Annotated in this window: 29 protein-coding genes; 16 read left to right on the top strand and 13 right to left on the bottom strand. The window is 58.2% G+C overall.

The features are described 5' to 3' along the window. Positions 1-88: 88 nt before the first annotated feature. Positions 89-3,433: a carbamoyl-phosphate synthase large subunit gene (gene carB, locus AC2FLP_RS10060; protein WP_117867925.1), complete on the bottom strand. Its 3,345-nt coding sequence runs from the start codon at positions 3,431-3,433 to the stop codon at positions 89-91. A 177-nt stretch (positions 3,434-3,610) separates the two neighbouring features. Here carB and AC2FLP_RS10055 point away from each other — a divergent pair, with 177 nt between their 5' ends. From AC2FLP_RS10055 to aspS, 4 genes are all read left to right on the top strand, one after another. Beyond that, a complete protein-coding gene (locus AC2FLP_RS10055) occupies positions 3,611-4,738 on the top strand; it encodes an aminodeoxychorismate synthase component I (protein ID WP_496683314.1) in 1,128 nt (375 codons plus the stop codon). Continuing rightward, the gene (locus tag AC2FLP_RS10050) at positions 4,693-5,340 is read left to right on the top strand and encodes an aminotransferase class IV family protein (RefSeq protein WP_117867929.1); all 648 of its coding nucleotides are present in this window, start codon (positions 4,693-4,695) and stop codon (positions 5,338-5,340) included. The genes AC2FLP_RS10055 and AC2FLP_RS10050 overlap by 46 nt, the downstream gene beginning before the upstream one ends. After that, positions 5,337-6,008, top strand: coding sequence for a CPBP family intramembrane glutamic endopeptidase (locus AC2FLP_RS10045; RefSeq protein ID WP_254683762.1), 672 nt, complete (start codon positions 5,337-5,339; stop codon positions 6,006-6,008). The genes AC2FLP_RS10050 and AC2FLP_RS10045 overlap by 4 nt, the downstream gene beginning before the upstream one ends. 77 nt (positions 6,009-6,085) lie before the next feature. Next, complete coding sequence (gene aspS, locus AC2FLP_RS10040; protein ID WP_496683318.1) at positions 6,086-7,861, top strand: aspartate--tRNA ligase; 1,776 nt, start codon at positions 6,086-6,088, stop codon at positions 7,859-7,861. A gap of 173 nt (positions 7,862-8,034) precedes the next feature. Here aspS and AC2FLP_RS10035 read toward each other — a convergent pair whose 3' ends face one another. Next, complete coding sequence (locus AC2FLP_RS10035) at positions 8,035-8,754, bottom strand: response regulator (RefSeq protein ID WP_496683320.1); 720 nt, start codon at positions 8,752-8,754, stop codon at positions 8,035-8,037. 136 nt (positions 8,755-8,890) lie between these two features. On the opposite strand from AC2FLP_RS10035, the gene mce reads away from it, so the two are divergent. Continuing rightward, complete coding sequence (gene mce, locus AC2FLP_RS10030; RefSeq protein WP_117867935.1) at positions 8,891-9,295, top strand: methylmalonyl-CoA epimerase; 405 nt, start codon at positions 8,891-8,893, stop codon at positions 9,293-9,295. 24 nt (positions 9,296-9,319) lie between these two features. Beyond that, on the top strand, positions 9,320-9,592 hold the full coding sequence (locus AC2FLP_RS10025; protein WP_117867937.1) for a DUF1467 family protein: 273 nt from the start codon (positions 9,320-9,322) through the stop codon (positions 9,590-9,592). A gap of 12 nt (positions 9,593-9,604) precedes the next feature. Here the strand turns inward: AC2FLP_RS10025 and AC2FLP_RS10020 are convergent, their stop codons facing one another. Both AC2FLP_RS10020 and AC2FLP_RS10015 read right to left on the bottom strand, forming a co-directional pair. Next, positions 9,605-10,297, bottom strand: a complete 693-nt coding sequence (locus AC2FLP_RS10020; protein WP_496683323.1) for an EI24 domain-containing protein — start codon at positions 10,295-10,297, stop codon at positions 9,605-9,607. Then, positions 10,294-10,872, bottom strand: a complete 579-nt coding sequence (locus AC2FLP_RS10015; RefSeq protein WP_496683326.1) for a nitroreductase family protein — start codon at positions 10,870-10,872, stop codon at positions 10,294-10,296. Before AC2FLP_RS10015 ends, AC2FLP_RS10020 begins: the two co-directional genes overlap by 4 nt. 135 nt (positions 10,873-11,007) lie before the next feature. Between AC2FLP_RS10015 and AC2FLP_RS10010 the strand changes: the two genes are divergently transcribed. Next, positions 11,008-11,283, top strand: coding sequence for a DUF167 domain-containing protein (locus AC2FLP_RS10010; RefSeq protein WP_496683328.1), 276 nt, complete (start codon positions 11,008-11,010; stop codon positions 11,281-11,283). On the opposite strand, the gene AC2FLP_RS10005 is transcribed toward AC2FLP_RS10010, so the two are convergent. Next, positions 11,271-11,519: a DUF8831 family protein gene (locus AC2FLP_RS10005; protein ID WP_299642146.1), complete on the bottom strand. Its 249-nt coding sequence runs from the start codon at positions 11,517-11,519 to the stop codon at positions 11,271-11,273. The two genes, AC2FLP_RS10010 and AC2FLP_RS10005, sit on opposite strands and share 13 nt — an antisense overlap. Before the next feature lie 120 nt (positions 11,520-11,639). Here AC2FLP_RS10005 and AC2FLP_RS10000 point away from each other — a divergent pair, with 120 nt between their 5' ends. The 5 genes from AC2FLP_RS10000 (at position 11,640) to AC2FLP_RS09980 (ending at position 13,577) form a co-directional block, all read left to right on the top strand. Continuing rightward, positions 11,640-12,347 carry a M48 family metallopeptidase gene (locus AC2FLP_RS10000; RefSeq protein ID WP_496683331.1) on the top strand — a complete coding sequence of 236 codons (708 nt, stop codon included), beginning with the start codon at positions 11,640-11,642 and terminating at the stop codon, positions 12,345-12,347. Further along, positions 12,344-12,712, top strand: a complete 369-nt coding sequence (locus AC2FLP_RS09995; protein ID WP_496683334.1) for a YigZ family protein — start codon at positions 12,344-12,346, stop codon at positions 12,710-12,712. The genes AC2FLP_RS10000 and AC2FLP_RS09995 overlap by 4 nt, the downstream gene beginning before the upstream one ends. Positions 12,713-12,781: 69 nt before the next feature. Then, the gene (locus tag AC2FLP_RS09990; protein ID WP_117867945.1) at positions 12,782-13,033 is read left to right on the top strand and encodes a DUF6455 family protein; all 252 of its coding nucleotides are present in this window, start codon (positions 12,782-12,784) and stop codon (positions 13,031-13,033) included. 14 nt (positions 13,034-13,047) lie between these two features. After that, the gene (locus tag AC2FLP_RS09985) at positions 13,048-13,317 is read left to right on the top strand and encodes a DUF6455 family protein (protein WP_117867947.1); all 270 of its coding nucleotides are present in this window, start codon (positions 13,048-13,050) and stop codon (positions 13,315-13,317) included. After that, on the top strand, positions 13,317-13,577 hold the full coding sequence (locus tag AC2FLP_RS09980) for a DUF6455 family protein (protein ID WP_496683338.1): 261 nt from the start codon (positions 13,317-13,319) through the stop codon (positions 13,575-13,577). The genes AC2FLP_RS09985 and AC2FLP_RS09980 overlap by 1 nt, the downstream gene beginning before the upstream one ends. On the opposite strand, the gene AC2FLP_RS09975 is transcribed toward AC2FLP_RS09980, so the two are convergent. After that, entirely contained in the window at positions 13,578-13,820 is a 243-nt protein-coding gene (locus tag AC2FLP_RS09975; protein WP_496683340.1) for a CDGSH iron-sulfur domain-containing protein, read from the bottom strand. A 229-nt stretch (positions 13,821-14,049) separates the two neighbouring features. Between AC2FLP_RS09975 and AC2FLP_RS09970 the strand changes: the two genes are divergently transcribed. Further along, the gene (locus tag AC2FLP_RS09970) at positions 14,050-14,238 is read left to right on the top strand and encodes a hypothetical protein (RefSeq protein WP_050604769.1); all 189 of its coding nucleotides are present in this window, start codon (positions 14,050-14,052) and stop codon (positions 14,236-14,238) included. 133 nt (positions 14,239-14,371) lie between these two features. On the opposite strand, the gene AC2FLP_RS09965 is transcribed toward AC2FLP_RS09970, so the two are convergent. Together AC2FLP_RS09965 and rimO are read right to left on the bottom strand one after the other, a co-directional pair. Continuing rightward, positions 14,372-14,731, bottom strand: coding sequence for a hypothetical protein (locus AC2FLP_RS09965; protein WP_496683343.1), 360 nt, complete (start codon positions 14,729-14,731; stop codon positions 14,372-14,374). Between the two features lie 112 nt (positions 14,732-14,843). Continuing rightward, entirely contained in the window at positions 14,844-16,232 is a 1,389-nt protein-coding gene (rimO, locus tag AC2FLP_RS09960) for a 30S ribosomal protein S12 methylthiotransferase RimO (RefSeq protein WP_496683346.1), read from the bottom strand. 94 nt (positions 16,233-16,326) lie between these two features. On the opposite strand from rimO, the gene AC2FLP_RS09955 reads away from it, so the two are divergent. Next, positions 16,327-18,282 carry an AsmA family protein gene (locus tag AC2FLP_RS09955; RefSeq protein WP_496683348.1) on the top strand — a complete coding sequence of 652 codons (1,956 nt, stop codon included), beginning with the start codon at positions 16,327-16,329 and terminating at the stop codon, positions 18,280-18,282. Between the two features lie 47 nt (positions 18,283-18,329). On the opposite strand, the gene AC2FLP_RS09950 is transcribed toward AC2FLP_RS09955, so the two are convergent. From AC2FLP_RS09950 to AC2FLP_RS09935, 4 genes are read right to left on the bottom strand one after another with little or no spacing between them, the layout of a single operon-like run. Then, a complete protein-coding gene (locus AC2FLP_RS09950; RefSeq protein ID WP_496683350.1) occupies positions 18,330-19,826 on the bottom strand; it encodes a phosphomannomutase/phosphoglucomutase in 1,497 nt (498 codons plus the stop codon). A gap of 15 nt (positions 19,827-19,841) precedes the next feature. Further along, positions 19,842-20,675: a 3-deoxy-8-phosphooctulonate synthase gene (kdsA, locus tag AC2FLP_RS09945; RefSeq protein WP_496683353.1), complete on the bottom strand. Its 834-nt coding sequence runs from the start codon at positions 20,673-20,675 to the stop codon at positions 19,842-19,844. A 5-nt stretch (positions 20,676-20,680) separates the two neighbouring features. Continuing rightward, the gene (locus AC2FLP_RS09940) at positions 20,681-22,258 is read right to left on the bottom strand and encodes a KpsE/RkpR family capsule polysaccharide export protein (protein WP_117867964.1); all 1,578 of its coding nucleotides are present in this window, start codon (positions 22,256-22,258) and stop codon (positions 20,681-20,683) included. After that, on the bottom strand, positions 22,236-22,895 hold the full coding sequence (locus AC2FLP_RS09935; protein ID WP_117867966.1) for an ABC transporter ATP-binding protein: 660 nt from the start codon (positions 22,893-22,895) through the stop codon (positions 22,236-22,238). The genes AC2FLP_RS09940 and AC2FLP_RS09935 overlap by 23 nt, the downstream gene beginning before the upstream one ends. A 246-nt stretch (positions 22,896-23,141) precedes the next feature. On the opposite strand from AC2FLP_RS09935, the gene AC2FLP_RS09930 reads away from it, so the two are divergent. Further along, a complete protein-coding gene (locus AC2FLP_RS09930) occupies positions 23,142-23,729 on the top strand; it encodes a uracil-DNA glycosylase family protein (protein ID WP_496683548.1) in 588 nt (195 codons plus the stop codon). Then, positions 23,722-24,510, top strand: a complete 789-nt coding sequence (locus AC2FLP_RS09925) for an SseB family protein (protein WP_117867968.1) — start codon at positions 23,722-23,724, stop codon at positions 24,508-24,510. The genes AC2FLP_RS09930 and AC2FLP_RS09925 overlap by 8 nt, the downstream gene beginning before the upstream one ends. 59 nt (positions 24,511-24,569) lie before the next feature. Here AC2FLP_RS09925 and yghU read toward each other — a convergent pair whose 3' ends face one another. Next, entirely contained in the window at positions 24,570-25,448 is an 879-nt protein-coding gene (gene yghU, locus AC2FLP_RS09920; protein WP_117867971.1) for a glutathione-dependent disulfide-bond oxidoreductase, read from the bottom strand. Between the last annotated feature and the right edge of the window lie 59 nt (positions 25,449-25,507).

Here is a 25,507-nt window from a genome sequence, read left to right as displayed (position 1 = left end):
GAATTAGATGCGCGCCCGTTGAGATCAGGTCAACGGGCGCGCATCTGTACGTTCATGAATGAGCCAATTGTGGCTCAGGCCAAGCAAGTTAACCCTGAAGGGATTTCACCTCGACATCCCCTTCAGCCTGCGCCTTGATTGCCAGAGCGGCAGCATGGCTTGCGGCCGCAGTGGTGTAATACGGGATCTTGTCATAGAGCGCGATGGACCGGATGGCCTTGCTGTCCTCTACCGCCTGTGCGCCTTCGGTGGTGTTCATCAGCAGTTGAACCTGACCGTCTTTCAGCATGTCGACCACGTCCGGGCGACCCTCATAGACCTTGTTGACCACATCGCATGGCACACCCTGTTCCGCCAGCCAGCTTTGCGTGCCGCGGGTGGCGACCAGCGTGAAGCCTTGTTCGACCAGAACCTGTGCGGCCTCAAGCATCGCCGCGCCCTTGTCGGCATCCTTGATCGAAATAAAGGCCCGGCCCGAGGTCGGCAGGACCATGCCCGCGCCCATCTGCGCCTTGAGGAAGGCGCGCGGGAAATCGCGGTCCCAGCCCATGACCTCGCCGGTCGAGCGCATTTCCGGACCCAGGATCGTGTCGACGCCCGGGAAACGGGCGAAGGGCAGAACCGCCTCTTTCACCGAGAACCACGGCATATCAGGGTCGGCCAGCGTCATCTGATCGGCGATCTTGGTGTCGTCCACGGTCTTGTATGGCGGGCGCTGCGGGAAACTCGCCAGCTTTTCGCCTGCCATGACGCGCGCGGCGATGGACGCAATCGCACTGTCGGTGGCCTTTGCCACGAACGGCACGGTGCGCGAGGCGCGCGGGTTCACCTCGATCAGGTAGATCTCGTCATCCTTGATCGCGAACTGGACATTCATCAGGCCGACAACGTTCAGCGCCTTGGCCAGCTTGAACGTCTGATCCTTGATCTGCCCGATGATCTCTTTCGACAGTGAATAGGGCGGCAGCGAGCAGGCCGAGTCGCCCGAGTGAACGCCGGCTTCTTCGATATGCTGCATGATGCCCGCGACGTGTACATCGGTGCCATCGCACAGGGCATCGACATCCAGTTCCACGGCGCCAGACAGATAGCTGTCCAGCAGAACCGGGCTGTCGCCCGAGACCACCACGGCTTCGTTGATGTAGCGTCTCAACTGATCCATATCGCGCACGATTTCCATCGCACGGCCGCCCAGTACGTAAGAGGGGCGGATGACCAGTGGGAAGCCGATCTCTTCGGCAATCTCCAGCGCCTGTTCGTCGGTCGAGGCGATGCCATTTTTTGGCTGTTTCAGGCCCAGTTCATTGACCAGCGCCTGGAACCGCTCGCGGTCTTCGGCCAGGTCGATGGCATCCGGAGTGGTGCCCAGGATCGGAATACCTTCGGCTTCCAGTGCGTTGGCCAGTTTCAGGGGGGTTTGACCACCGTACTGAACGATCACACCGTGCAGTGTTCCGTTTTCCTGTTCCTTGGTCAGGATTTCCATGACGTGTTCGAAAGTCAGCGGTTCAAAATACAAACGATCCGAGGTGTCGTAGTCGGTCGACACGGTCTCGGGGTTGCAGTTGATCATGATGGTTTCATAGCCTGCTTCGGTCAGCGCAAAACAGGCGTGGCAGCAGCAATAGTCGAACTCGATGCCTTGACCGATCCGGTTTGGGCCACCGCCAAGGATGACGACTTTCTTACGGTCAGACGGACGCGCCTCGCATTCTACGTCACCCATCATGGGGGCTTCGTAGGTCGAGTACATATAGGGCGTCTGCGCCTCGAACTCGGCGGCGCAGGTGTCGATGCGTTTGAACGCGGCTGTAACGCCCAGATTGCGGCGCGCCCGGCGGATGTTGTCTTCGTCGCGGCCCGTCAGGTTGCCCAGACGCGCATCGGTGAAGCCCAGCATTTTCAGCTTTCGGATGCCGTCCTCGGTGACGGGCAGACCGTCTTTACGGACCTGACGTTCTGCCTCGATAATCTCGCGGATGCGGGCCAGGAACCACGGGTCGAACTTGGTGACACCAAATATCTCGTCATCGGTCAGGCCATGACGCATCGCTTGCGCGATGGTGCGCAGACGGTCAGGCGTTTGCTGGCTGATCGCTTTGATCACGGCGGCCTTGTCGTCGGCTTCGTCCCACAGGCCCACGTTCAGGCCGGGGATTTCGATCTCATCAAAGCCGGTCAGGCCCGATTCCATCGACGCCAGAGCTTTCTGCATCGATTCGTGGATCGTGCGGCCGATGGACATCGCCTCACCCACCGACTTCATAGCGGTGGTCAGGTAGGGTTCCGAGCCGGGGAATTTCTCGAACGCGAATTTCGGAATCTTGGTGACAACATAATCGATGGTCGGCTCGAACGAGGCGGGCGTGACCTTGGTGATATCGTTGTCCAGCTCGTCCAGCGTGTAGCCAACGGCCAGCTTGGCTGCGATCTTGGCAATCGGGAAACCGGTCGCTTTCGAGGCCAATGCAGAAGACCGGGACACGCGCGGGTTCATCTCGATCACGACCATGCGGCCGTCTTCGGGGTTGATGGCCCATTGCACGTTCGAACCACCGGTTTCGACGCCGATCTCGCGCAGAACGGCAATCGAGCCGTTGCGCATGATCTGGTATTCCTTGTCGGTCAGCGTCAGGGCAGGGGCCACGGTGATCGAGTCACCTGTGTGCACGCCCATCGGATCGACGTTTTCGATCGAGCAGACGATGATGGCGTTGTCGGCGGTGTCGCGCACCACCTCCATCTCGTATTCCTTCCAGCCCAGCAGGCTTTCATCGACAAGGATCTGGTTTACCGGCGAGGCATCCATGCCAGAGCGGCAGAAATGGATGTAATCCTCACGGTTGTAGGCCACGCCACCGCCGGTCCCGCCCAGCGTAAAGGCCGGACGGATGATGGCGGGCAGGCCGATTTCATCCAGCTCATCCAGCGCCATCTGCACACCGGCGTCCAGATCGGTGGTTCCGTCTTCGCGCCTGGGGGCGGTCACGATGGTCGCCTTGGGGTTTTCCAGACCCAGTCGATCCATCGCCTCGCGGAACAGCTTGCGGTCCTCGGCCATTTCGATGGCCTCGCGCTTGGCGCCGATCATCTCGACGCCGAATTTCTCCAGCACGCCCATCTCTTCCAGTGCCAGCGAGGTGTTCAGGCCGGTCTGCCCGCCCATGGTAGGCAACAGGGCGTCGGGGCGTTCTTTCTCGATGATCTTGGCGACAACCTCGGGCGTGATCGGCTCGATATAAGTGGCATCTGCCAGGCCGGGGTCGGTCATGATCGTCGCCGGGTTTGAGTTCACCAGAATAACCCGGTAGCCTTCTTCGCGCAGGGCCTTGCAGGCCTGAGCGCCGGAATAGTCGAATTCGCAGGCCTGACCGATAACAATGGGGCCCGCCCCAATGATCATGATCGACTGGATGTCGGTTCTTCTCGGCATGGCCTTGTTCCTTCGATTGTCCGCGAGTCAGGGCACCGCCCCAGCGCCCAAATTGTCCTGCGTTATAGGGACCGCGCAAAAAGGTGCAAGAGGTATCGGAAACAGGGGCGAAATTGCCGCTTTCCCCTCTTTCACTTGGCAGAGTATTCTCTATACGGCCCCTCACGGCAAATGAGGATGCAAGTGCGTATTCGTTTCGATCAGGGACCGGCCGGGCGAGGAACCCGGTTTCAGCGTCCGTCTCAGGTGATCCGCGCGGATGTGGCGGAAGACGTGCCCCAGGCTCTGGCGGCACTGGACGAGGCGCGCGCAGGTGGTGCCTGGCTGGCAGGGTATGCCAGTTACGAGCTGGGCTATGCGCTCGAGCCCCGGCTCAACGGTCTTTTGCCGGAAGAACGACGTCTGCCTTTGGTGTGCTTTGGGGTCTATGATGCACCGGATCGGGTCGCCCTTCCGTCGCCTGCGGGTGACGTGGGCGCATTCCGGCCCCGCTGGGATGAAGCGCGTTACAGCAAGGCGTATCAGACCGTGCATGACGCCATCGGTGCTGGTGACATCTATCAGGCCAACCTGACCTTTCCGATTGATCTGACCGTCTCGGGCAACAGCGAAACGCTCTATGCCGCGCTGGCGGTGGGGCAGCCAGTAGGCCACGGAGCGCTGGTGCAGCAGGATGGGTTGCCCGATCTGCTCAGCCGCTCGCCGGAGTTGTTTTTCCGCACCGATGAGGGTGGACGGATCGAAACCCGACCGATGAAGGGCACGCAACCGCGCAGTGAAGACCCGGATGAGGACGCGCGCCGCCGGGCTTTTCTGACCACGGACGAAAAGAATCGGGCCGAGAATCTGATGATTGTTGACCTGCTGCGAAACGACATCAGCCGCGTCGCGCTGCCCGGATCCGTTCATGTGCCTGACCTGTTCCGGGTGGAAACCTATGCCACCGTACATCAGATGGTCTCGCTGGTGCGGGCGCAGCTGCACAAATGCGTGGGGTTGGGTGAAATTCTGACAGCACTGTTTCCCTGCGGGTCGATCACCGGAGCCCCCAAGATCCGCGCGATGGAAATTCTGGCGGAACTGGAGCCATGGGCGCGCGACATCTATTGCGGTACAATTGGCTGGGCCGCACCTGATGGCCGGTCCGAGTTCAACGTGGCCATCCGCACCTTGATGCTTGAAGATGATCACGCCACTCTGAACGTAGGCGGTGGCGTCGTTTGGGACAGCACCGCCCCATCAGAGTATGAGGAGGCGTTATGGAAAGCCCGCTTCGCCCGCCAGCTGAACCTGATTTCAGCCTGATCGAAACACTGGCCCTCCGGCCAGGTCAAGGCTTTGTAAGGCTGGACCGCCATCTTGCACGAATGGCCCGCACTGCGCGGGTGTTTGAGATTCCTTTCAATCCGGATGAAGCGACCGCCCGGCTGAAAAGCGCGGCTTGCGACACCCCGCTGCGTTGCCGCCTTACGCTGGATGTGTCGGGTTCGGTCGATCTGACAACCGGCGAACTGGTGGACAATCCCAGGATCTGGCGCGTCGCTCTGTCAAATCAGCGTCTGGCTTCGAATGACCTTTGGTTGCGTCACAAGACCACGCGCCGTGCGCTCTACGACTCTTCGCGCGCTGCACTGCCAGAGGGGGTGAATGAGCTGTTGTTTCTGAATGAACTGGATGAGCTGTGTGAAGGCACCATCACGAATTTGTTTTTGAAAATGCCTGATAGCCGGGTTCTGACACCCGCTCTGTCCAGCGGGCTTTTGCCGGGGATACTGCGGGAAGAACTGCTGGATAATGAAACGGTCACCGAAGCCGTTCTGACCTTGACCGACCTGAAAAACGCCCAAACTGTATACATGGGCAATTCATTGCGCGGACTGATCGAGGTGGAGCTTATAGACAGGTGACAAAAAACAGCACGATGGTCGGACCGCCGGTAGCATTGCGACGGCTGCGGCTGGAATTCGGCATCTTCTATATCGGCTTCCCGTTGCTGATCGCTGTTCTCTTTCCACCGAACTGGATGTTTCCGGCCCTGTTTGCACTGACCGGGCTAGGGATCGTTCTTCTGCACCGGACGCCCGGATTTCAATGGGCTGAGCTTCGTTATGGCTGGGCCAGCTGGACCCTGCGCGAGATTGCTCTGTTCTCTGCCATCGTGACCGTCTTTTGCGTAGGGCTGATACAGATCACACGTCCGGATGCCGCGTTCTTCCTGCTTATGCACCGCCCCGAAATGCTGGCCCTCATCTGGGTCGGCTACCCACTTTTGTCAGCGCTGCCACAGGAGCTGCTGTTCCGCCCTTTGTTCTTTCGCCGCTATCACGCGATCCTGCCAGAAGGGCGCGCGGCCTATCTGCTGAACGCGGCCATATTCTCGTTCGCACACCTGATGTACTGGAGTTGGATCGTCGCCCTGATGACACTTGTCGGCGGGCTACTGTTCACCTGGGCCTACCGGCAGCGCGGGTCATTCTTCTATGCGGTACTGCTGCACGCGATTGCAGGCAATATCATCTTTGCGGTGGGGCTGGGTGTCTATTTCTACTCAGGCAATGTGCAAAGGCCGTTTTGAAAGGGCGACCCGCCTTGACTTTCCGGGTCTGACAGGGTGTATCGGCGCGACGAATTCTGCGCCCGAAGGGATATTCCATGCACGCCTACCGCAGCCACACCTGCGCCGCCTTGACCGCCGCCAATGTTGGAGAAACCGTTCGCCTGTCCGGTTGGGTGCATCGGGTTCGAGATCATGGGGGCGTGCTGTTCATCGACCTGCGCGACCATTTCGGCGTAACTCAGATCCTGTGCGACGGCGACAGTGCCGCCTTTGCCGAGTTGGAAAAGGTGCGGTCTGAATGGTGTATCCGCATCGACGGCACCGTCAAAGCCCGCGACACGGACCTGGTGAACCCGAAACTGCCCACCGGCGAGATTGAAGTTTATGTACGCGAGCTGGAAGTTCTGGGAGCCGCCGACGAATTGCCGCTGATGGTCTTCGGTGATCAGGAATACCCCGAGGAAACCCGCCTGCGCTATCGCTATCTGGACCTGCGCCGCGAGGCTATGCAGCAGAACATGACCCTGCGCTCGGACGTTGTCGCATCCATGCGTAAAAGGATGTGGGATCAGGGTTTCCGCGAATATCAGACGCCGATCATCACCGCGTCCTCACCGGAAGGCGCGCGCGACTTTTTGGTGCCTTCGCGTCTGCACCAGGGCAAGTTCTACGCGCTACCGCAGGCCCCGCAGCAATTCAAACAGCTGATCATGGTGTCGGGCTTTGACAAGTATTTCCAGATCGCGCCGTGTTTCCGTGATGAAGACCCGCGTGCTGACCGCTCGCCCACCGATTTCTACCAGCTTGACCTTGAGATGTCGTTTGTCGAGCAGCAGGATGTGTTCGACACGATCCAGCCCGTTCTAACCGGTGTGTTCGAAGAGTTCGGCGGGGGCCGCAAGGTTGATCAGGAATGGCCGCAGATTTCCTACAAGGATGCAGCGCTCTGGTACGGCACCGACAAGCCCGACCTGCGGAACCCTATCAAGATGCAGGTTGTATCTGAGCATTTCCGTGGTTCTGGCTTTGCGATATTCGCCAAATTGCTAGAGCAGGAAGGCACCGAAATCCGAGCCATCCCGGCCCCAACTGGTGGCAGCCGTAAGTTCTGTGACCGTATGAACGCCTTTGGCCAAAAAGAAGGTCTGCCGGGCATGGGCTATATCTTCTGGCGCGATCAGGGTGAAGGGATGGAGGCTGCGGGTCCGCTGGCCAAGAACATCGGCCCCGAGCGCACCGAGGCAATCCGTCAGCAATTAGGTCTGGGCGTAGGCGATGCAGCCTTCTTCCTGGGTGGCAGGCCGAAGGCCTTTGAAAAGGTCGCCGGTAAGGCACGCGACGTGATCGGTGAGGAATTGAACTTGACCGAAAAAGACCGCTTTGCCTTTGCGTGGATCGTGGACTTCCCGATTTACGAGCAGGATGAAGAAACCGGCGCGATCGACTTTGAACATAACCCTTTCTCGATGCCGCAGGGCGGCATGGACGCGTTGCAGGGCAACCCGCTGGATGTGCGCGGTTATCAGTATGATCTGGCGTGTAACGGGTACGAGCTGGTTTCAGGCGCGATCCGAAACCACAAGCCGGAAATCATGCTGAAGGCCTTTGAATTGGCTGGCTACGGCGAGGATGAAGTGAAATCCCGCTTTGGCGCCCTGTTCAACGCCTTCCACTACGGCGCACCGCCACACGGTGGTTGCGCGGCGGGTATCGACCGGATCGTGATGTTGCTGGCGGACGAGGCCAATATCCGCGAAGTCATGATGTTCCCGATGAACCAACGCGCTGAAGATCTGATGATGGACGCACCTTCGGATCCGACCTCGGATCAGTTGATGGAGCTGGGTCTTCGCATTATCCCTCAGGACTGATCACTGACCGCCCGCTAAAAAGCGGGCGGTATTTCCACGCAGGTTTCGCGTGTCAGTCCAGCGGATTTTTCAGATTGTTCCGATTGACACGAATGGAACGTGCAGCATGCCGTGTCTGGCGGTAAAACCAAACGCACAAAAGGGTCGCAGTAATGAAATAGGCTGTGACCATTTCAAATTGCCTCTCGCAGTTCCAGACGGTTCTGTACCATCCCGGCAACCTGCGCTGCCTGCACGGTGATCGGTGTCCCGTTTGCGCGTGACAGTGCCAACTTTCGCGCGGCTTCCGCCAGGGGTCTGTCGTCTGCCTCGCGCGCGACTCCCTGTAGGAACTGTGCAGCGTAGTCCAATGTGCGAAGATCGTTGGGACCTGCGAGCACATCGGCGATGTGGGCCATGTCGTCCTGATAGGCCAGAGGGTCCGGGTGGATGATTTCATCGCGTACCGCATGCAACCCGCAAGGCCGCCGATCTTCTGGTAGGCGTTCCAGAATGGATTCCTGAAAATAAGACATTGATTTTAGAGGCTTGGACAAAAATCCATCCGCTCTGGCCGCAAGAGCCCCGTCTTCGCTGGCGTCATCGGCCGACAGGCCCATGATGACGCTGATACGGGGCGTGGCATCCGCCAATTCGGCGATCAGTTCGGCACCGGACCCGTCCGGCAGGCCCATATCGACCAGTATGACCGAAGGCCGATAGATCTGCAGATGCCTTCGGGCCGATTTCAGACAATCCGCGCGGCGAATACGTGCGCCGCTGTGCAGGCACATCAGGCGGATAGCATCGCAAGCGTACCGGCTGTCTTCGACAACCAGTATGGTCTGACCCAGCAAGGGTCGAGTCGCGGTAGGCGCGGCGGTGGTGGTGGCAAGTAGGCCCGAATCGTCCATGGCAGCTCTCCTATGCAGCAGATGCCTCACGTTAGGAACTTTTGGCTAACACGACGTTAACGCGCGATTTGGCGCACTTGTCCTTTGGCGGATCAGCCCCCATAACCCAACCAACGCAGGACAGCAGGAGTGAAACATGATTGGACGCCTGAACCACGTAGCCATCGCCGTACCCGATCTTGAAGCGGCGTCCGAGCAATACCGCAATGCGCTGGGCGCCAAGGTCGGCGCACCGCAGGATGAGCCGGATCACGGTGTCACGGTTGTGTTCATCGAGTTGCCAAACACCAAGATCGAACTTTTGTACCCACTGGGCGATGACAGCCCGATCAACGGGTTTTTGGAAAAGAACCCGTCCGGCGGCATCCACCATGTATGTTATGAGGTCGAGGATATCATCGCTGCCCGCGATCATCTGAAAGCAACCGGCGCGCGTGTTCTGGGATCAGGTGAGCCCAAGATCGGTGCGCATGGAAAACCGGTTCTGTTTCTGCATCCCAAGGATTTCAACGGCTGCCTGGTCGAACTGGAGCAGGTGTAATCCCCCACCCTCGGAGGGCCTGAAATGACCATTACTGCCGCACTGGTGTTGTTCGCCGTCATCTGGTTCATGACGTTGTTGGTGGTGCTGCCCATTCGCATCAAAACCCAGGGCGATCTGGGTGATATCGTTCCCGGCACGCATGCGGGCGCGCCGGAAGTGCATCACATGAAAAGAAAGATGTGGATCACCACCGGTATCTCTGTGGTTCTGTGGGCGATCATCGCCGGGATCATCCTGTCGGGCGTGATCTCAGTGCGGGATTTCGACTGGCTGAATCAGCTGGAGCCAAGGTAATCCCCGTCAGGCCTATTGGCCGGACACGGCGTGATATATATGGGTGAACGTGGCGGCCCCGATGATCGGGATCACCAGGTTCACCAGCGGCACTGAAAGAGGAATGGCCATCAAGGTGCCCGCCACCCAGATCGTTGTCGAGTGTTTGGACCGCAGCTTGCGTGCCCCGTCGCGCCCGATTCTTCGCATCGCAACCAGGGTGAAGTATTCCCTCCCGAGCAAGAACCCGTTCATGGCCCAGAAGATGAAAGGCGCAAGCGGGGTGAAAATTGCGTACAGGATCAGCGCCAGCAGGTTTGCGACAATCAGAACTCCAAGAAAGCTGAGACCGTCCATAACCGCCTCTGAGACAGGGATGCGTCGTGCGGGCGGCAAAGCCGGAAAATGCTTGTCCTCAACCGCCTGTGCCACCTCGTCCAGAAAGATCGAGGTGATGGCCGATGCGACCGGCACCATCAGAAAAACAGGCAAAACAAGGACAAGGACGATACCGGAATAGTTCAGGACGTCGTTCAGCCACGGGACAGCACCCACAAATGGCAGAGAGATTTCACTGCCTGACAACCAGTTGATCAACCAAATCGCACCTGCACAGGCGAGAACCAGCAACAGAATGGTCAACCCCACACCGCGCAGCAAGACGGCCCGGAACTTGGGATCTCCGATCTGGCCAAGTGCGCTGAAAAAGGCGTTCAGGATAATCATTTCGTAACCCACTCTGTCAGCGCGGCCACATCGGGCCGCGGGCGTTCCGGCGGGGCCGTCCCCTCGGTGGCGATATGAATCAACCCGGCTACACGTTCGTTTTCAGCAAGTCCAAATGCGTCGACGCAGAATTCGCGATCATGTGTTTGCCAACCCGACAGCCAATTTGCGCCCCAGCCCGCAGCCAGCGCGGCGTTCAGCAGGGCCAGACAGACCGCGCCAGCGGAGTAGGTTTGTTCGATGGCCGGAATCTTCTCGGATGGTTTTTGAACCTCGATGATCGCAACTGCCAGATGCCCCATATCGAACTGGCTGCGGGCTTTGGTGATGTCTTCCGGGCTTTTGTTCAGCTTTTGTCCGCAGGTCTCGGTCAGAGCCGCCAGACGAGGCATGGCGCCCTTTTCGAGAACGATGAACCGCCACGGCTCCAGTTTGCCGTGATCGGGGCTGCGCGCTGCGGCCGTCAGCAGGGGCAGCAACTCTTCCCGGGTCGGGGCCGGTGCAATCAGTGTCTTGGCGGGCCGGGACCGGCGCGACTGTAAAAACTCCAGAGCGACGGGGTTATTCAGGGACATATGTTAACTTCCTTTACATCACGACTCTGTATCTTGGTCGGCGTTCAGCCCGTTTCAAGGGCGCGCCGATCGATTGCGTGGATCAATTTCATTCCGATGTCCTTCATGCAAGACTATTGAAAGAAGGGGGAAACAATGACGAAATCCAAACTGCGCGATTTGCCGGACCTCAGCGCGCTGGCGCGGGCAAAGGCTACGTTCAAACTGAAGGTGACGCCAAAGGCGGCCCGTGATCGCGTGATCGTTGAAGAAGATCAGATCAGGGTTTTCGTGACAGCCCCACCTGAAAACGGTAAAGCCAATAGCGCTGTGCAGTCACTACTTGCAAAATGCCTTGGTGTTGCGCCTTCAACCCTGACACTGAAACTCGGGCAATCCGCACGGATCAAGGTGTTTGTCTATGACCCCTGAGGCCCGGTTTCGCGAATCTGATAAACGCCTTCGGGTAGGTCCAGCGCGGCCGCCAGATCCCGCACCTGCTCCGGTGACAAAGTGATCCTTTGTATTTGATCCGTACGGGGATCCAGTTGCTCCAGCGTGACGCATTCGGCGAAATTATTGATCACAACATCTTCCTGCAAAGGTTTTTCACCTTCGTCCACAAGCGTAATGACCGTCGAGTCGAATTCATGCTCAATCGAAAACATGAGACCAGAGTGCAGGCCGCCGAGGCGCAATGCAAGCCGTTCGTTGAACCGGCGGTGTGGTTTCGCCGGTTCGCTCGTACTATGTTGAAATCACGGCCATTCGACCTCAAAGGATATGACATGCACAGATGGTTTGTTTTATTGCTGTCCCTGCTGCTTGCTGCGTGCGGAGAGGGGGCCTTGCGTGTCCAACCCGCCGAGGAATGGCTGGGGGATGAACCAGAGGCCGAACCCATGGTGCAAACCTTTCGCGAGGTCAGCCGGGCGGTCGGGGCCGAAGCCCGTAGCCAGTGCCTGAAACAGACGACTGGGCAGAATTGCGACTTCCGGATTCTTGTTGACCTGAACCCTCAGGCATCGGCCAATGCGTTTCAGACGCTGGACAACAAAAAGCAGCCGGTGATCATATTCACCCGCTCGATGATCGAATCCACCCAGAACGCGGATGAACTGGCGTTTGTCATGGGGCACGAAGCAGCCCACCACGTGTTGGGGCATATCGCCAGACAGAGTGAAATCGCCAGCGCCAGCGCGGCCGAGTTCGGGCGGGTGGCGCAGTTGCGTGGCGGGGACGCCGCTGCAATAGAGGAAGCGCAAAAGCTGGGTGCGCAGGTCGGTGTTCAGGCCTACGTGAAAGACTTTGAGCTGGAGGCAGACCAGTTGGGAACCATCATCACCTATAACGCGGGATACAATCCGTTGGTTGGGGCAAAATTCTTTGATCGGATCCCGGATCCCGGTGACAGATTTCTGGGAACCCACCCGCCAAATGCGCAACGCGTTCAGATCGTGCTGGAAACAGCAGAGCAACTGGGTCTGTCCCAATGACCGCGCTTACATGTCTGGGGGTTATCTTGACGGATCGCGGTTCGAAATACGCGGTGTCCGGGGCGCAGGTCACGACGCGGGCTGAAATCGACGCCGTTCTGGACGATTTGAAATCCGACAAGAGCTATGCCAAAGCCACCCATAACACCTGGGCTGCGGCTTTGCCGACCGGCGCGTTGAAAGCCGATGACGGGGAAAGCGGCGCGGGCATGGTGATCCTACGTATGATCGAACGCGCCGGGCTGAAAGATCATGTAATTATCGTGACGCGCTGGTACGGCGGCAAGAAACTGGGCGGGGATCGCTTTCGCCGTGTTCAGGATGCCACGCGGGCCTATCTGGATCACATCGGCGTCCAATCTTGACCTGAGTCAATGTTTGCCCTCGCGGATGCGCTACCCTTTGGACACAGCGTGAAAGCGAAAGGAAACAGCATGCCCACCCAAGAGACCCTGCGGCTGCATGCCGGATTGGTGGACGATATGGCCAGAATGCTGGACATTGATCTTGAGGAAGCCGCCATTGATGGCTCCGTTTCCGTGGACCAGATTTCTGACGCTGTTTTGCGCTGTACCGACTGCCCGAACCCGGATCACTGCAAGAGTTTGCTGAACAATCCCGGTTCTGCTCGGCGTACGCCCGAATACTGCCGAAATCAGGAATTGCTCGACAATCTCCTGCCTTAACATACAGGTGCGTCATGACACGTCTGGGCGAAATCATGACCCATCTGCGTTTGGTGTTGCGCATGGGGCGAGCAACCGGAACCGATTTGGCCGCAGCCTATCGGAGCGGTCATCTGAAACAAGAAGAATGGGCGGAAATCGTGCAGCAGTGCCGCGGCTGTTCCTGGGCCAAGGACTGCCCGGAGTGGTTGGAACGGCGTGAGCAGGTCGAACAGGCCCCGTTTTCATGCCCGAATCGCAAGTGTTTTGCCGCCCTCAAAGCCAAGCAGAAGGAGCACGCTTGATGTCTCAGGTCGCGTTAGGGGAAATCGAAAAGCATTTCTGGCTTACACGCTCGGTTTCGCGCTGTATGGGCATTTCCATGACCGAAGTGATGGCCGGCGGACGCCTTTCGCCGGAACAATACGCCGAGCTTGTCACGCGGTGCCGCGCTGCCGGATGTGACGTGCAATGCGAATACTGGCTGGCCCGGCAGCAGGGCCAGGCGGCCACGGCGCCGGATTTTTGCCCGAATGCCGAGACCTTGAATGGGCTGAAAACCTGATCAAAGCCCGCTGTGCGTTCCGTCGCACAAAGGCGGTTTCGAGCTGTGTTTGCACCCGCAAAAGAAGACCTTTTTACTTTTATCCGCTGTATATTTCACGGGTTCAAATCCGGTGCCTTTATGCGATCCGTCGCAAAACGGCTGGCGGCCGGATTTTCCGCAGGCGCACCAGAAATAGGTTTTCCCTTCGTCCACCTCGACCGGAAAAGGTGATTTCTGGGCAATGATGGGTGCGTCTGACATGTGGCTTCTCCGTCTTTTGCTGATCTCGCTGCAACAGTTTAGGGCGCTGACGCCAAAAGGATAGTTGCGACGCTGCAATGATCACCACTGCGGCCTCGGATTGGCATGGATTCGCTGTGACTCACAAAGACGTGATCGATTCAGTTGCCAGATTGTCGTTCAGCCCGTATTCTGAATCTGGCCCCGAAAAGCTGGGCAATATCAGAAAAGTAATAGAGGATTGACGGACATGAAACTGAAACTCGCTGCTGTTGGCGCATTTGCACTGATCCTGACTGCCTGCGCGCAGCAGGAAGAACCGACACCTGTTTACGTTCAGCCCAGCTATGACAAAGCCGGCACACCTAGCTGCCCGGGCGGTTATCAATTGGCCACAACCGAGGCTGGTCAGACGGTCTGCGACCCGATTACTCAATAAGCCATTCGCAGGCGGCCCGGATGCGGACCGCCTGCACCAATCTGGGGATTGCAGCCGCCATTCGAGGCGGTTTTTTCTTGCCTGCGTTTTGCGGCTATCGGGCAGGCTGCTTTTTGCAGTGCGCAAACACCGTTTAGTGCCTTTGGAAGCCGTAGGAATGCTTGAACTTGAATGATTTGAATTTGTGTCGCTTGACCGATCCATAGGGGATATGCGCGAGGACACGCCGTTTGGGGGCGGTGTATCGATAAACCGGGGTCGGCTTTTTGGTATGCACCTTGGGGTGCTTGGCATGTGACTTGGCTTTAGGGGCCACGAAATACCGGTTTATCTTGTGACGGCCGTTTTTATGAAAACTCAGATGTTTGCCGCCGGCCACAATAAATCCGGCAGAGCCGACCTGTGTGTGCTGGGCGTAACCGGGGGTGGCCAAGAAATGCGCGGCCATTAGGAAAATTACGCCGTTCAGGCCAAGCTTGAAGATACGGGACATAAAAACCTCCGTGTTCGGCTTTCAGTCCAAGATCGGGTCTGACCGCGTGTTCTGCCAATAAACTCGCTTCACGCTTTGTCCATATGACGTGTGTCTGACGCATTGTCAGACCTTAGACGGGCTTACCCCACAAATCGTATTCTCCGGCCTCGTCCAATTCGACCGTGACGATGTCACCGGGGTTGAGGTTTTCGAATCCTTCATCGATGAACAGGTTGCCGTCGATCTCGGGCGCGTCTGCCTTGGTGCGGCAGGTGGCGGCCTCGTTGTCGATCTCGTCCACGATCACCTCAAGCGTCTGTCCGACCTTCGCCTGCAACTTGGCCTCCGAGATCGCCTGTGCCTTTTCCATGAAACGATCCCAGCGCTCTTGCTTGATTTCTGCCGGGACGTGATCGGGCAGGTCGTTCGAGCGCGCGCCTTCGACGTTTTCATATTGAAAGCAGCCGACGCGATCCAGCTGCGCCTCATCCATCCAATCCAGCAGCGTTTGGAACTCGGTTTCGGTTTCGCCCGGATAGCCAACGATAAAGGTAGATCGCAGGGTGATATCCGGGCAGATCGCACGCCACGCCCTGATCTCATCCAGCGTTTTGGCCGCTGCAGCCGGGCGGGCCATGCGTTTCAGAACGTCCGGGTGGGCGTGTTGAAACGGGATATCCAGATAGGGCAGCACGTTGCACCCGGTATCAGCCATCAGCGGAATCAGGTCACGCACATGCGGATAGGGATACACATAGTGCAGCCGCACCCAGGCATCCATCTGCCCTAGCTCCCGCGCCAGATCAGTGATGTGGCTGCGCACCTCGCGGTCTTTCCACGGGTTCACGTCGTATTTGCGATCCAGCCCATAGGCCGAGGTGTCCTGCGAAATCACCAACAGCTCGCGCACGCCATTGTCGACCAGCTTTTCGGCCTCGCGCAGGACAGCATGGGCCGGACGGCTTGCCAGTTTGCCGCGCATGTCAGGAATGATGCAGAACTTGCACTTGTGGTTACAGCCCTCGGAAATCTTGAGATAGCTGTAGTGGCGCGGGGTCAGTTGCACGCTGCTGGCGGGTAACAGGTCCACGAACGGATCAGGATCGGGTGGCACGGCGGCGTGCACCGCATCCAGAACCTGCTCGTATTGGTGCGGGCCGGTGACAGCCAGGATGCGGGGGTGATGTTCGCGAATGTAATCCGGTTCTGCGCCCAGACAGCCGGTCACGATGACCTTGCCGTTTTCCACCAGCGCCTCTCCGATCGCGTCCAGCGATTCCGCCTTGGCGCTGTCAAGGAACCCGCAGGTGTTCACAATGACGGCATCGGCCCCGGCATAATCTGGCGAAATGCCGTACCCTTCGGCACGCAGCCGGGTCAGAATGCGTTCACTGTCGACCAACGCCTTTGGGCATCCCAAGGACACCATACCGATGGTCGGCTGGTTTGATTGGGGCGTCTGGGTGATCCGGGCAGCAGGCGCCAGGTCGGGGCGGAGGTTTGGCGGGTTCGTCGTCATGCGCGGCATATAGTGGGGAAAGCTTCCCCTTGCAAATGTGACGTGTGATTTGAATGATCACGGCAATGACAAGCCAAAAGGCGGAGAGCAGAATATGAAATGGCTGATGCGCATCCTGTTTATTGTTGTGGCCGTGGTCGCGCTGATTATCGGCGCGCTGTTGCTGATGCCGGGGGAGAAGCTTGCCGCGATTCTGGCCGAGCAGGTCAAGGCCCAGACCGGGCGGGATCTGACACTGACCGGCGATGTGCGCATATCCTTCTGGCCGGTGGTGGGGATGGAGACCGGGCCGGTGCGTTTCGGCAATGCAAGCTGGGCCGGACCGGAGCCGATGCTCAGCGCGGATAGCCTTGCCGTCGGGGTGGACGCTGCCGGGCTGTTGAACGGGGATCTGCGAATCAAACGTGTTTTTGCAGACAATCCCGTGTTGCGGTTGGAACGATCAGATGGGCGCGGCAATTGGGAGTTGAGCGCCCCGACAACCGAGGCAACTGCGGCCACGACCGGGGGCTCCACGCCAGCTGAACCATCGGGGCAAGTCACTCTGGATCAGCTGGAGCTGACAAATGCACGGCTGATTTATGTGGAAAATGGCGTCACGCAGATGGATTTCTCGGACGTGACGCTATCTGCAAGCTGGCCCGAGGTCACGGCCGCGATGGTGATGAAGGCGGCCATGCCGGTGCCCGGAGGGGCGGTTCAGGTTGATCTGAAAATCCCGGATTTACCGGCTTTTGCGGCCGGGTCAGTGACTGATCTGGAACTGGCTTTGACGGCTCCGGGCGGCGAGATCGGATTTGAAGGACGCGTCAATCTTACGGGTGAAATGGATGGAACCATCAAGGTCGTGACGCGGGACACCGAAAGGTTGCTTGCCGCCTTCGGTCAGGCTGGCACGACTGTACCGCCTGGATTGGGCAAAGTCGCTGACATTTCCGCGCAGATGACATATACGCAGGATGGGCGGATTTCCATGCGGAACATGACTGCGCAATTGGATGACAACCGGTTTGTAGGTGAGGCGGATGTCACCATCTTGGACCCGCCACGGATCGTGGCTCGTCTGGATGCCGGTGATCTGGATCTGTCGCGGATTTCCGAAACGGGTTCTGCTCCAAGCAGAACGTCTCAGGCAAACGCTCCTGCAACTGAGGGGTGGTCGAAGGACCCTATCGACGCGTCCGCTCTGGCACTGGCGAACGGTAAGATTCGCCTGACGGCCAACTCGATCGCCGTGCCCGGAATGACGTTCGGAAAAAGCGACCTGACCCTGTCGCTGGACCGGTCGCGGGCCGTTCTTGAAATGCATCCGGCCACGCTGTTTTCGGGGCAACTGAAGGGTCAGGTGGTTGCCAACAATCGCAACGGCCTGTCTGTCGGCGGCACTGTGACCGCGACTGGGATCGACCTGAAACAAGCGCTGACCACAATGGCCGGTGTAGAGCGCCTGTCGGGAACCGCTGCCGGCGCGTTTGAGTTTCTGGGCGCTGGTCAGTCCGAGGATCAGATCATGCGGTCCCTCAGCGGCAAGGGAAACCTAGATGTTGGTCCCGGAGTGATTTCCGGGCTCGATCTGGACCGGTTGATGGGGCAGGGCACCGGATCAGGCGGAACCACTGTGTTCAATAGCACGACGGCCAGTTTCACCATCGATCAGGGCGTGTTGACGAACAACGATCTGCTCATGTCACTGAAGAATTTTCGCGCAGATGGCACCGGTGCCGTGGATCTGGGGGGGCGCAATATCGACTACCTGTTCACGCCAGTGGCGTTGCGTGCCAATTCCGGGCAGGGGATATCGGTCCCCGTTCGCATCGTGGGTCCCTGGAGCGACCCGTCGATCAAGCCGGACCTGACCAAGGTGATCGAGGCGGCTGCGGATGTGAAGGTCAAGGAACTGGAAGACGACGCCAAACAGAAGGTTTTTGAAAAGGTCGGCAACGAATTGGACACGACGATCACGGATAGTGATCAGATCGAAGATGCAATCAAGGACAAGCTTGAAGAAGAGGCCAAGAAAGGTCTGCTCAAACTGTTTGGCGGGGATTGAACAACTAACGTGCTTGGGGCATTGGGATATGCCGCAAGCGGTTGTTTTCAGATGGTTTGGTCGTAATCGCCGACTCCGGGCTCGGTGCGGATGACGGCATCGATGTCCGCGAAGATGGCGCGCATCTCAGCCTCGCTTTCGCTGCTTTCACAGACAACGACCAGATTGGGGGTATTGGATGAAGCCCGCACCAGACCCCAGCTGCCGTTGTCCAGAATCACACGTGCTCCGTTTACCGTAACCACTTCTTTAATTGCGCGACCCGCGAATGTCTCACCGGCGTTGCCCTTCTCAACCAGCTTTTCGACCAGTCGCTGAAGCATATCGTATTTCTCGGTATCGGCTGCATAGGGCGACATCGTGGGTGTGGACCATGTCTTGGGCAAAGCCTTGCGCAGGTCCGACATGCTCTGATCCGGGTTGCGGTCCATCAGTTTGCAGATCTCGACTGCGACACGCATCCCGCAGTCGTACCCACGCCCGACCGGTTCGGCCAAAAAGTAGTGGCCTGACTTTTCGAACCCGGCCAGTGCGCCAATTTCCTTGACCCGACGCTTCATGTGGCTGTGGCCGGTCTTCCAGTAATCGGCTTTGACGCCCAGGGCCTGCAATTCGGGATCGCTGGCGAACAGACCGGTTGATTTCACATCCGCGACAAAGGTCGATCCGGGATACAGCTTGGCCAGATCACGCGCCATGATGACGCCGACCTTGTCGGCAAAGATCTCTTCACCCTCGTCATCGACAACACCACAACGATCACCGTCACCGTCAAACCCAAGCGCCATATCGGCACCGCTGGACTTCACCATGGCGGCCATGTCGTGCAGCATTTCCATGGCCTCAGGGTTCGGGTTGTAGTTGGGGAAGGTATAGTCCAGACGGTTATGGCTGGGCACAACCTCAACCCCGATCCGTTCGAAAATCTCGGGCGCAAAGGCCGATGCTGTGCCGTTGCCCGTTGCGCAGACCACTTTCAGCGGGCGGGACATTTTGAAATCGCCCACCAGGTCATCGATATAGGCTTCTTTTATCCCCTCAACGAACTCGTATGATCCACCTTCGTGTGGCAGTCCCTCGCCGTTTAGAACGATGTCACGCAGTTCCGACATCTCATCAGGGCCATGGGTCAGAGGACGCTCAAAACCCATCTTTACACCGGTCCAGCCGTTGGGATTGTGGCTGGCAGTGACCATCGCCACGGCAGGCACGTCCAGATGAAACTGCGCGAAATAAGCCATGGGGCTGAGTGCAGGGCCAATGTCTTTCACACGGATACCGGCCTGCATCAGGCCCAGCATCAATGCGTTTTTTATCGCCAGAGAGTAATCGCGATAGTCGTTGCCAACGGCGATCACGGGCGCAATGCCGCGCCTGCGCATCTGCGTGCCAAGCCCCAGTCCAAGCGCGGTCATGCCTGGCAGGTTGATCTCTTCGGGGTATTTCCAGCGGGCGTCGTATTCACGGAACCCGGTGGGCTTGATCATTGCGTCGCGCAGAAAGCTCCAGCTGTTGGGTGTCACCTCGGGAAGGGGTTTGGTCATAACAAGTCTCAATCGTTAAATTTGAATAGGGTTTGCTTTAGCCAGCGCATCAAATCGCATCAATGTGTCAACAAGTTGGGGCATCTGGTCGAGCGGGATCATATTTGGCCCGTCCGATGGGGCGGAGTCCGGATCCTGATGGGTTTCAATGAACACAGCCCCAACACCCAGAGAAACGGCGGCGCGGGCCATCACTGGCGCAAATTCGCGCTGCCCGCCCGAAGACCCGCCCTTGCCGCCGGGTTGTTGCACGGAATGGGTGGCGTCCATCACGACCGGATACCCGGTTTTCGCCATTTGAGGCAGCGCGCGCATGTCGGCAACCAGCGTGTTGTAGCCAAATGAGGTGCCACGCTCTGTCAGCAGGATGTTCTCGTTTCCGGTGCTTTCAACTTTGTCGACGATATTGGTCATTTCCCAGGGTGCAAGGAATTGCCCCTTTTTTACATTTACCGCTTTCCCGGTGTTGCCTGCCGCCAGCAGCATATCAGTCTGACGGCACAAGAAAGCGGGGATTTGCAGAACATCCACCGCTTCGGAGGCGATGGCACATTGTGCTTCGGTATGAACATCGGTCAGAACCGGGATGCCCATCGTCTTGCGGATGCCGTCAAGCACTTGCAGCCCCACATCGATTCCCATTCCGCGCTTGCCTGACAGAGAGGTCCGGTTTGCCTTGTCATAAGACGCCTTGAAAACGTATTGCGCCCCGGCGGCGTCACAGGCTTCTTTCATCTTGCCCGCAATCATTTGCGCGTGGTCTGCGGATTCAAGCTGACACGGGCCTGCAATGATGGTCAGCGGAAGGTCGTTGCCGACTGTCAGGTCGGAGATTTTTACATGTTTCATGAGTCTTATGAGGATACCTGTTCACGAAGGACCGACGCGGTAAGCGAGATCATGAGGTAGATACCAGCAAACAACAGAAATGCCAAAATCGTATTTTCGAACTTGCGCGGATAGCTGGGTTCCTGACTGGGAACCGGGTTTACCGAGACGGTCAGATAGCGCACCTGCCGGTTGGCTTCGGACCGGGTCGATTCCATTTGCTGCATTGCCGTTTGCAGCATCATGTCCCGCGCCGCCAAGTCCGCCTGCGCGATCTGGATGCGCACGCTCAACCGCGCCAGCGAGTTTTCGCCGTCCGAGGCATCCTGCATCTCGGCATTCAGGTCTTTCAGAACCTTCTCCAGACGGGCGATATCTGCTTTGACGCCATCAACCTTTGCTTTGTTCGGACGCAGGTTGTCCTGAAGCGCCGCGAGTTCAAGTTCTTTGTCCTGAACCAGAATTTCGATTTCGTTGATGCGGGCGCGCAGGCTGGCAATGACGTTTTCGGGGTCAAGAACCGCGCCCTGAAGCTGAAGCTCGATCAATTCTTCCTGAGCTTGTCTGCGCGCTTCCTGCGCCGCTTCGAAGCTTTGCAGTGCGTCGCGCATCTGGTCTTCACGTTTTTTCCCGGACAAGGCGTTCACCCTGTCTTCTGCATAAGAGATCAGACGTTCGGCAAACTCGGTCGACGTCTGGGCATCGGGGGCAGCAACTTCCATCCGAATGACCCCTTCGGTCGGGTCATAGCCGATGGTGATCATGCGTTTGAACAGCTTGTAGGCGTCTTCAAGCGTGGCGTCCGGGGCCAGTCTCTGAATCGGGTCGATCCATTCCTGTTTGAAGACATCGGAAAACCCGGCATCCCGATCCAGCAACAGCAAAGCTTCTTTCGATTCCAGGAAGGACTGAACCGAGATCGAGTCCTGCGTGGTGGCGAATTGCGTGCCGGCAAGCAGACCGCCGATATTGCCGGGCCCGCCATCAGCTTGCAGGATCAGGAATTCGGAATCGCTCGCATACATCGGAGTGGCGATGCGGTAGAAATAGAACCCGACAATGAAGGTCGGCAGAAATACAAAGACTGCCAAGCGCGCAAACAGTCCAAACAATTTACGCCTGCGGCGACGGGCGATGTCTTTTTGGATTTGGCCGATTTCGAAATTGCGCCTTTCGGCCGGGCTGAGCTCGGGCCCGGGCAGGTTTGTTTTCTCGGCACCCATGGCCTGCGGCAGTTGAACGTTGATCTTGTCCTTGGGTTTGTCACCCCCGTTCGATGGTTTTGCGGCAGCAAGGTCAAGAAGATTGGTGCGCTGGAAGGGATCTACGCCCTTTTTGCGCAGCAACCGCACCGCGTCATAGTCGGATGTGGCAGCCAGATTGTGTTTTTGCGCCAAGCGTCGTGCGATACGCAATTGACGGCCCGTCAGGCCTTCGCGCTTGATGTCATCCAGCTGCGTCCCCGGCTGCGCCTCGCCTGCGGCGGCAGGGTCATGCGTCGCGTTGCGAATACGCGAAATTGCGTCCGACCTCGCCTCGGCCGAACTTTCAGTCTGGCGTTTGTGGCGCCAGTTATATTTTCTAACCTTGGGTTTCGTAGTCATACAGCTGCTTCGCCTCTTCCAAGGAGTCAAACATATACAATTGCCCGTCCAGAAGTACGGCCGCTTTCCGGGCGAATTTCTCTAACACGGACGGGCTGTGCGATACGATCACCAAAGTCGTTGTGCGCAACCTTTCCTTCAGGATCGACCCTGCCTTTTCGTTGAATTCGACATCTGTTGTCGCCGGCATCCCTTCGTCGATGAGGTACATGTCAAAGTCCAACGCCAGCATCAAAGAAAAGGTAAAACGCGCTCTCATCCCAGAGGAATACGTAGCGAGGGGCTGGTCGAAATATTCGCCCAAGCCGCAGAGCCATTTGCAATAGGCCTCGATATAGTCGGGGTCCATACCGTAGATTTTGGCGATGTAACGTGCGTTCTCAAGCGCTGACAGTTTCCCCGACACGCCACCGGTGAACCCCATGGGAAAGGAAACGCGGCATTCGCGACGGATCACGCCTTCGTCGGGTTTTTCCAGACCTGCCATCATGTTGATCAACGTGGTTTTCCCGGTTCCGTTCGGGGCCAGAACACCCAGCGAGGTGCCCAGTTCGACCCGAAATGAGACCCGATCCAGAATCACCTTGCGGCGCGTTCCGGTCCAGAAGGATTTGCTGACGTTGTCGAACTCTAGCATTCGCGGTCTGCTGCTCGTTTTGGTCGTGTTGTCGCACTTGCGGGCGGCCAGAAAGGATTTTTTACCGACCCATGTTGGCTACACTATGTCGAATTATGAAACAAATGATCAATGCGTCGCGGTAATGCGCATGATTGTCTGGTCAGTTGCAGCAAGAAATTCCATTCACTTGGTGCTGCGTCCGGTCGATACTATCTGTTTTACCGACCAAAAACAGTCTGGATGGGCAGGGGCCTTCACGATCAGATGAACGCTTTACGTCAGGGGATCCGCGCCTGCCGCTTGTGTGCTGACAGGTTCGCGCAAACAGAAACCGCACACGAGCCGCGCCCGGTGGTCTGGTTCCGCACCGGAACGCCAATCCTTGTCGCCGGGCAGGCACCGGGCGCCCGTGTGCACGAGTCGGGGCGGCCCTTTACCGACCCGTCAGGCGACAGACTGCGGCACTGGCTGGGGATTGATGAGACGGTTTTTTACGATCGCGACCGCGTTTCGATCGTACCGATGGCGTTCTGCTTTCCTGGATATGATGCGCGCAATGCTGATCTTCCTCCACCTGCGATTTGCCGCAAGACCTGGCATGACCGAGTGATGCAGGAACTGGGGCGTGTGCCGCTGACCGTGTTGGTCGGAGGTCATGCGCACAAGTTTCATCTTGGCGTGCGCGGGTCGGTGACTGACACCGTTCGCAACTGGCGGGACCATGCGCCGCGGGTCTTTGCCTTGCCTCACCCGTCCTGGCGCAATACGGCATGGTTGAAGAAAAACCCGTGGTTCGAGGCTGAATTGCTGCGTGTTTTGCGTGCACGGGTCCAAGAGGTGCTGAATGACTGACTCCACGGCGTTGGACACCGCGCATGCTGCGATGCAGGCGGATCCGCAAAATGATGCCGCCCGGCTGCGTTTCTTTGAACGGCTCGCGGACAGCGAGCTGTTCCTGATGCTGACCGAAGAAGCACGGGACGAGAATATCTCGCCCGAATTGTTCGATGTGGCTGACGGGCGCTTTGTTCTGGCCTTTGACCGTGAGGACCGGCTGGCGCAGTTTGCCGGGCAGCCCGTGCCTTATGTGGCGTTGTCGGGGCGTGCGCTGTCGGGGATGCTGTCGGGGCAGGGCATCGGGCTTGGTCTGAATCTGGAGACGGCGCCATCTTCCATGCTTGTTCCGGCAGAAGCTTTGGGTTGGCTGGCCGAGACATTGCAACACAGCCCGCAAGAGGTTGAGGAAGAACTTTCCGAGTTTTTGCCCCCTGCCGGCCTGCCGCAGAACCTGCTGACCGCGTTGGATGCGAAACTGGCGACGACAGGCGGACTTGCCAGCGCGGCTTATCTGGTCGCCACCAAGTCCAAATCGGGCGCGCAGAGCCATCTGTTGGGATTTGTCGATGCGATCGAGGGGGCCGAGCCCGCTTTGGCCAAGGCCGCGTCCGAGGCGCTGACCTTTTCCGGGATCGAGGCAGGCGCGATGGATGTCGGTTTTTTCACCGCAAGCGAGGCCGCCGCTGCGCTGTTGGCCAAGGTGGGGCTTCGGTTTGATCTGCCTCAGTCTCAAATTGCCGAAACGGTCCGTGAAACCCCCGGCAGCAACCCGGACAACCCACCCATTCTGAAATAATCATCCAAACGCAAACACGCGGCGCAAGCTGCACCGCGTGTTGTTGCATTGGGGCTTGTTTATTCCGCGGCTGCTTCCAATTTGTCCTGCGTGCGGGTTTCGAAGTCGCTGGCGTCGTGGCGTTCGTGAAGCTGGGTGTGCGGTTCGCCAAAGGCGCGGTTGACCATGCGGCCACGCTGAACCGCAGGGCGCGCGTCGATCGCCTTGGCCCATCGCATGACGTTCTTGTAGGAATCCACGTCCAAGAACTCTGCCGCGCTATAAAGGCGGCCCAGAACCAACTGACCATACCATGGCCAAATCGCCATGTCGGCGATCGAATAGTTTTCACCCGCGATGAAGGTCTTATCCGCCAGTTCACGATCCAGAACATCCAGTTGGCGCTTGGTCTCCATGGCGAAACGGTTGATCGGGTATTCCCATTTCTCTGGTGCGTAGGCGTAGAAATGCCCGAAGCCACCGCCCAGGTAAGGCGCGCTGCCCATCTGCCAGAAAACCCAGTTCATCACCTCGGTCCGCTCCGGGCCAGAGGCGGGCAGGAACGCGCCGAATTTCTCAGCCAAATGGAACAGGATCGAGGCGCTTTCAAAAACACGGATAGGTTTGTCACTCGACCGATCCCAAAGCGCGGGGATTTTCGAGTTCGGGTTGGCCTCGACAAAGCCCGAGCTGAATTGATCGCCTTCTCCGATGTTGATCAGCCAGGCATTGTATTCGGCACCTTCATGACCAAGTGCCAGCAGCTCTTCCAGCATTACCGTGACTTTCACGCCATTGGGCGTGGCGAGCGAGTACAACTGAAGGGGATGCTGTCCGACCGGCAGGTCCTTGTCATGGGTGGCACCGGCAATCGGCCGGTTGATGTTGGCGAATTGTCCGCCACTTTTACTGTCCCAGGTCCAGACTGCTGGTGGGGTGTACGAGGATTGGTCGCTCATCTCTTGCCTTTCTTGCCTATATCAGGACTGCCTTACAGCTAATATTGCAAACCGCCGAG

It is taken from the genome of Ruegeria sp. CDSA141 (assembly GCF_059612005.1).
The sequence above is the reverse complement of the archived record's forward strand: the minus strand, read 5'-3'. Positions and strand labels throughout refer to the sequence as shown.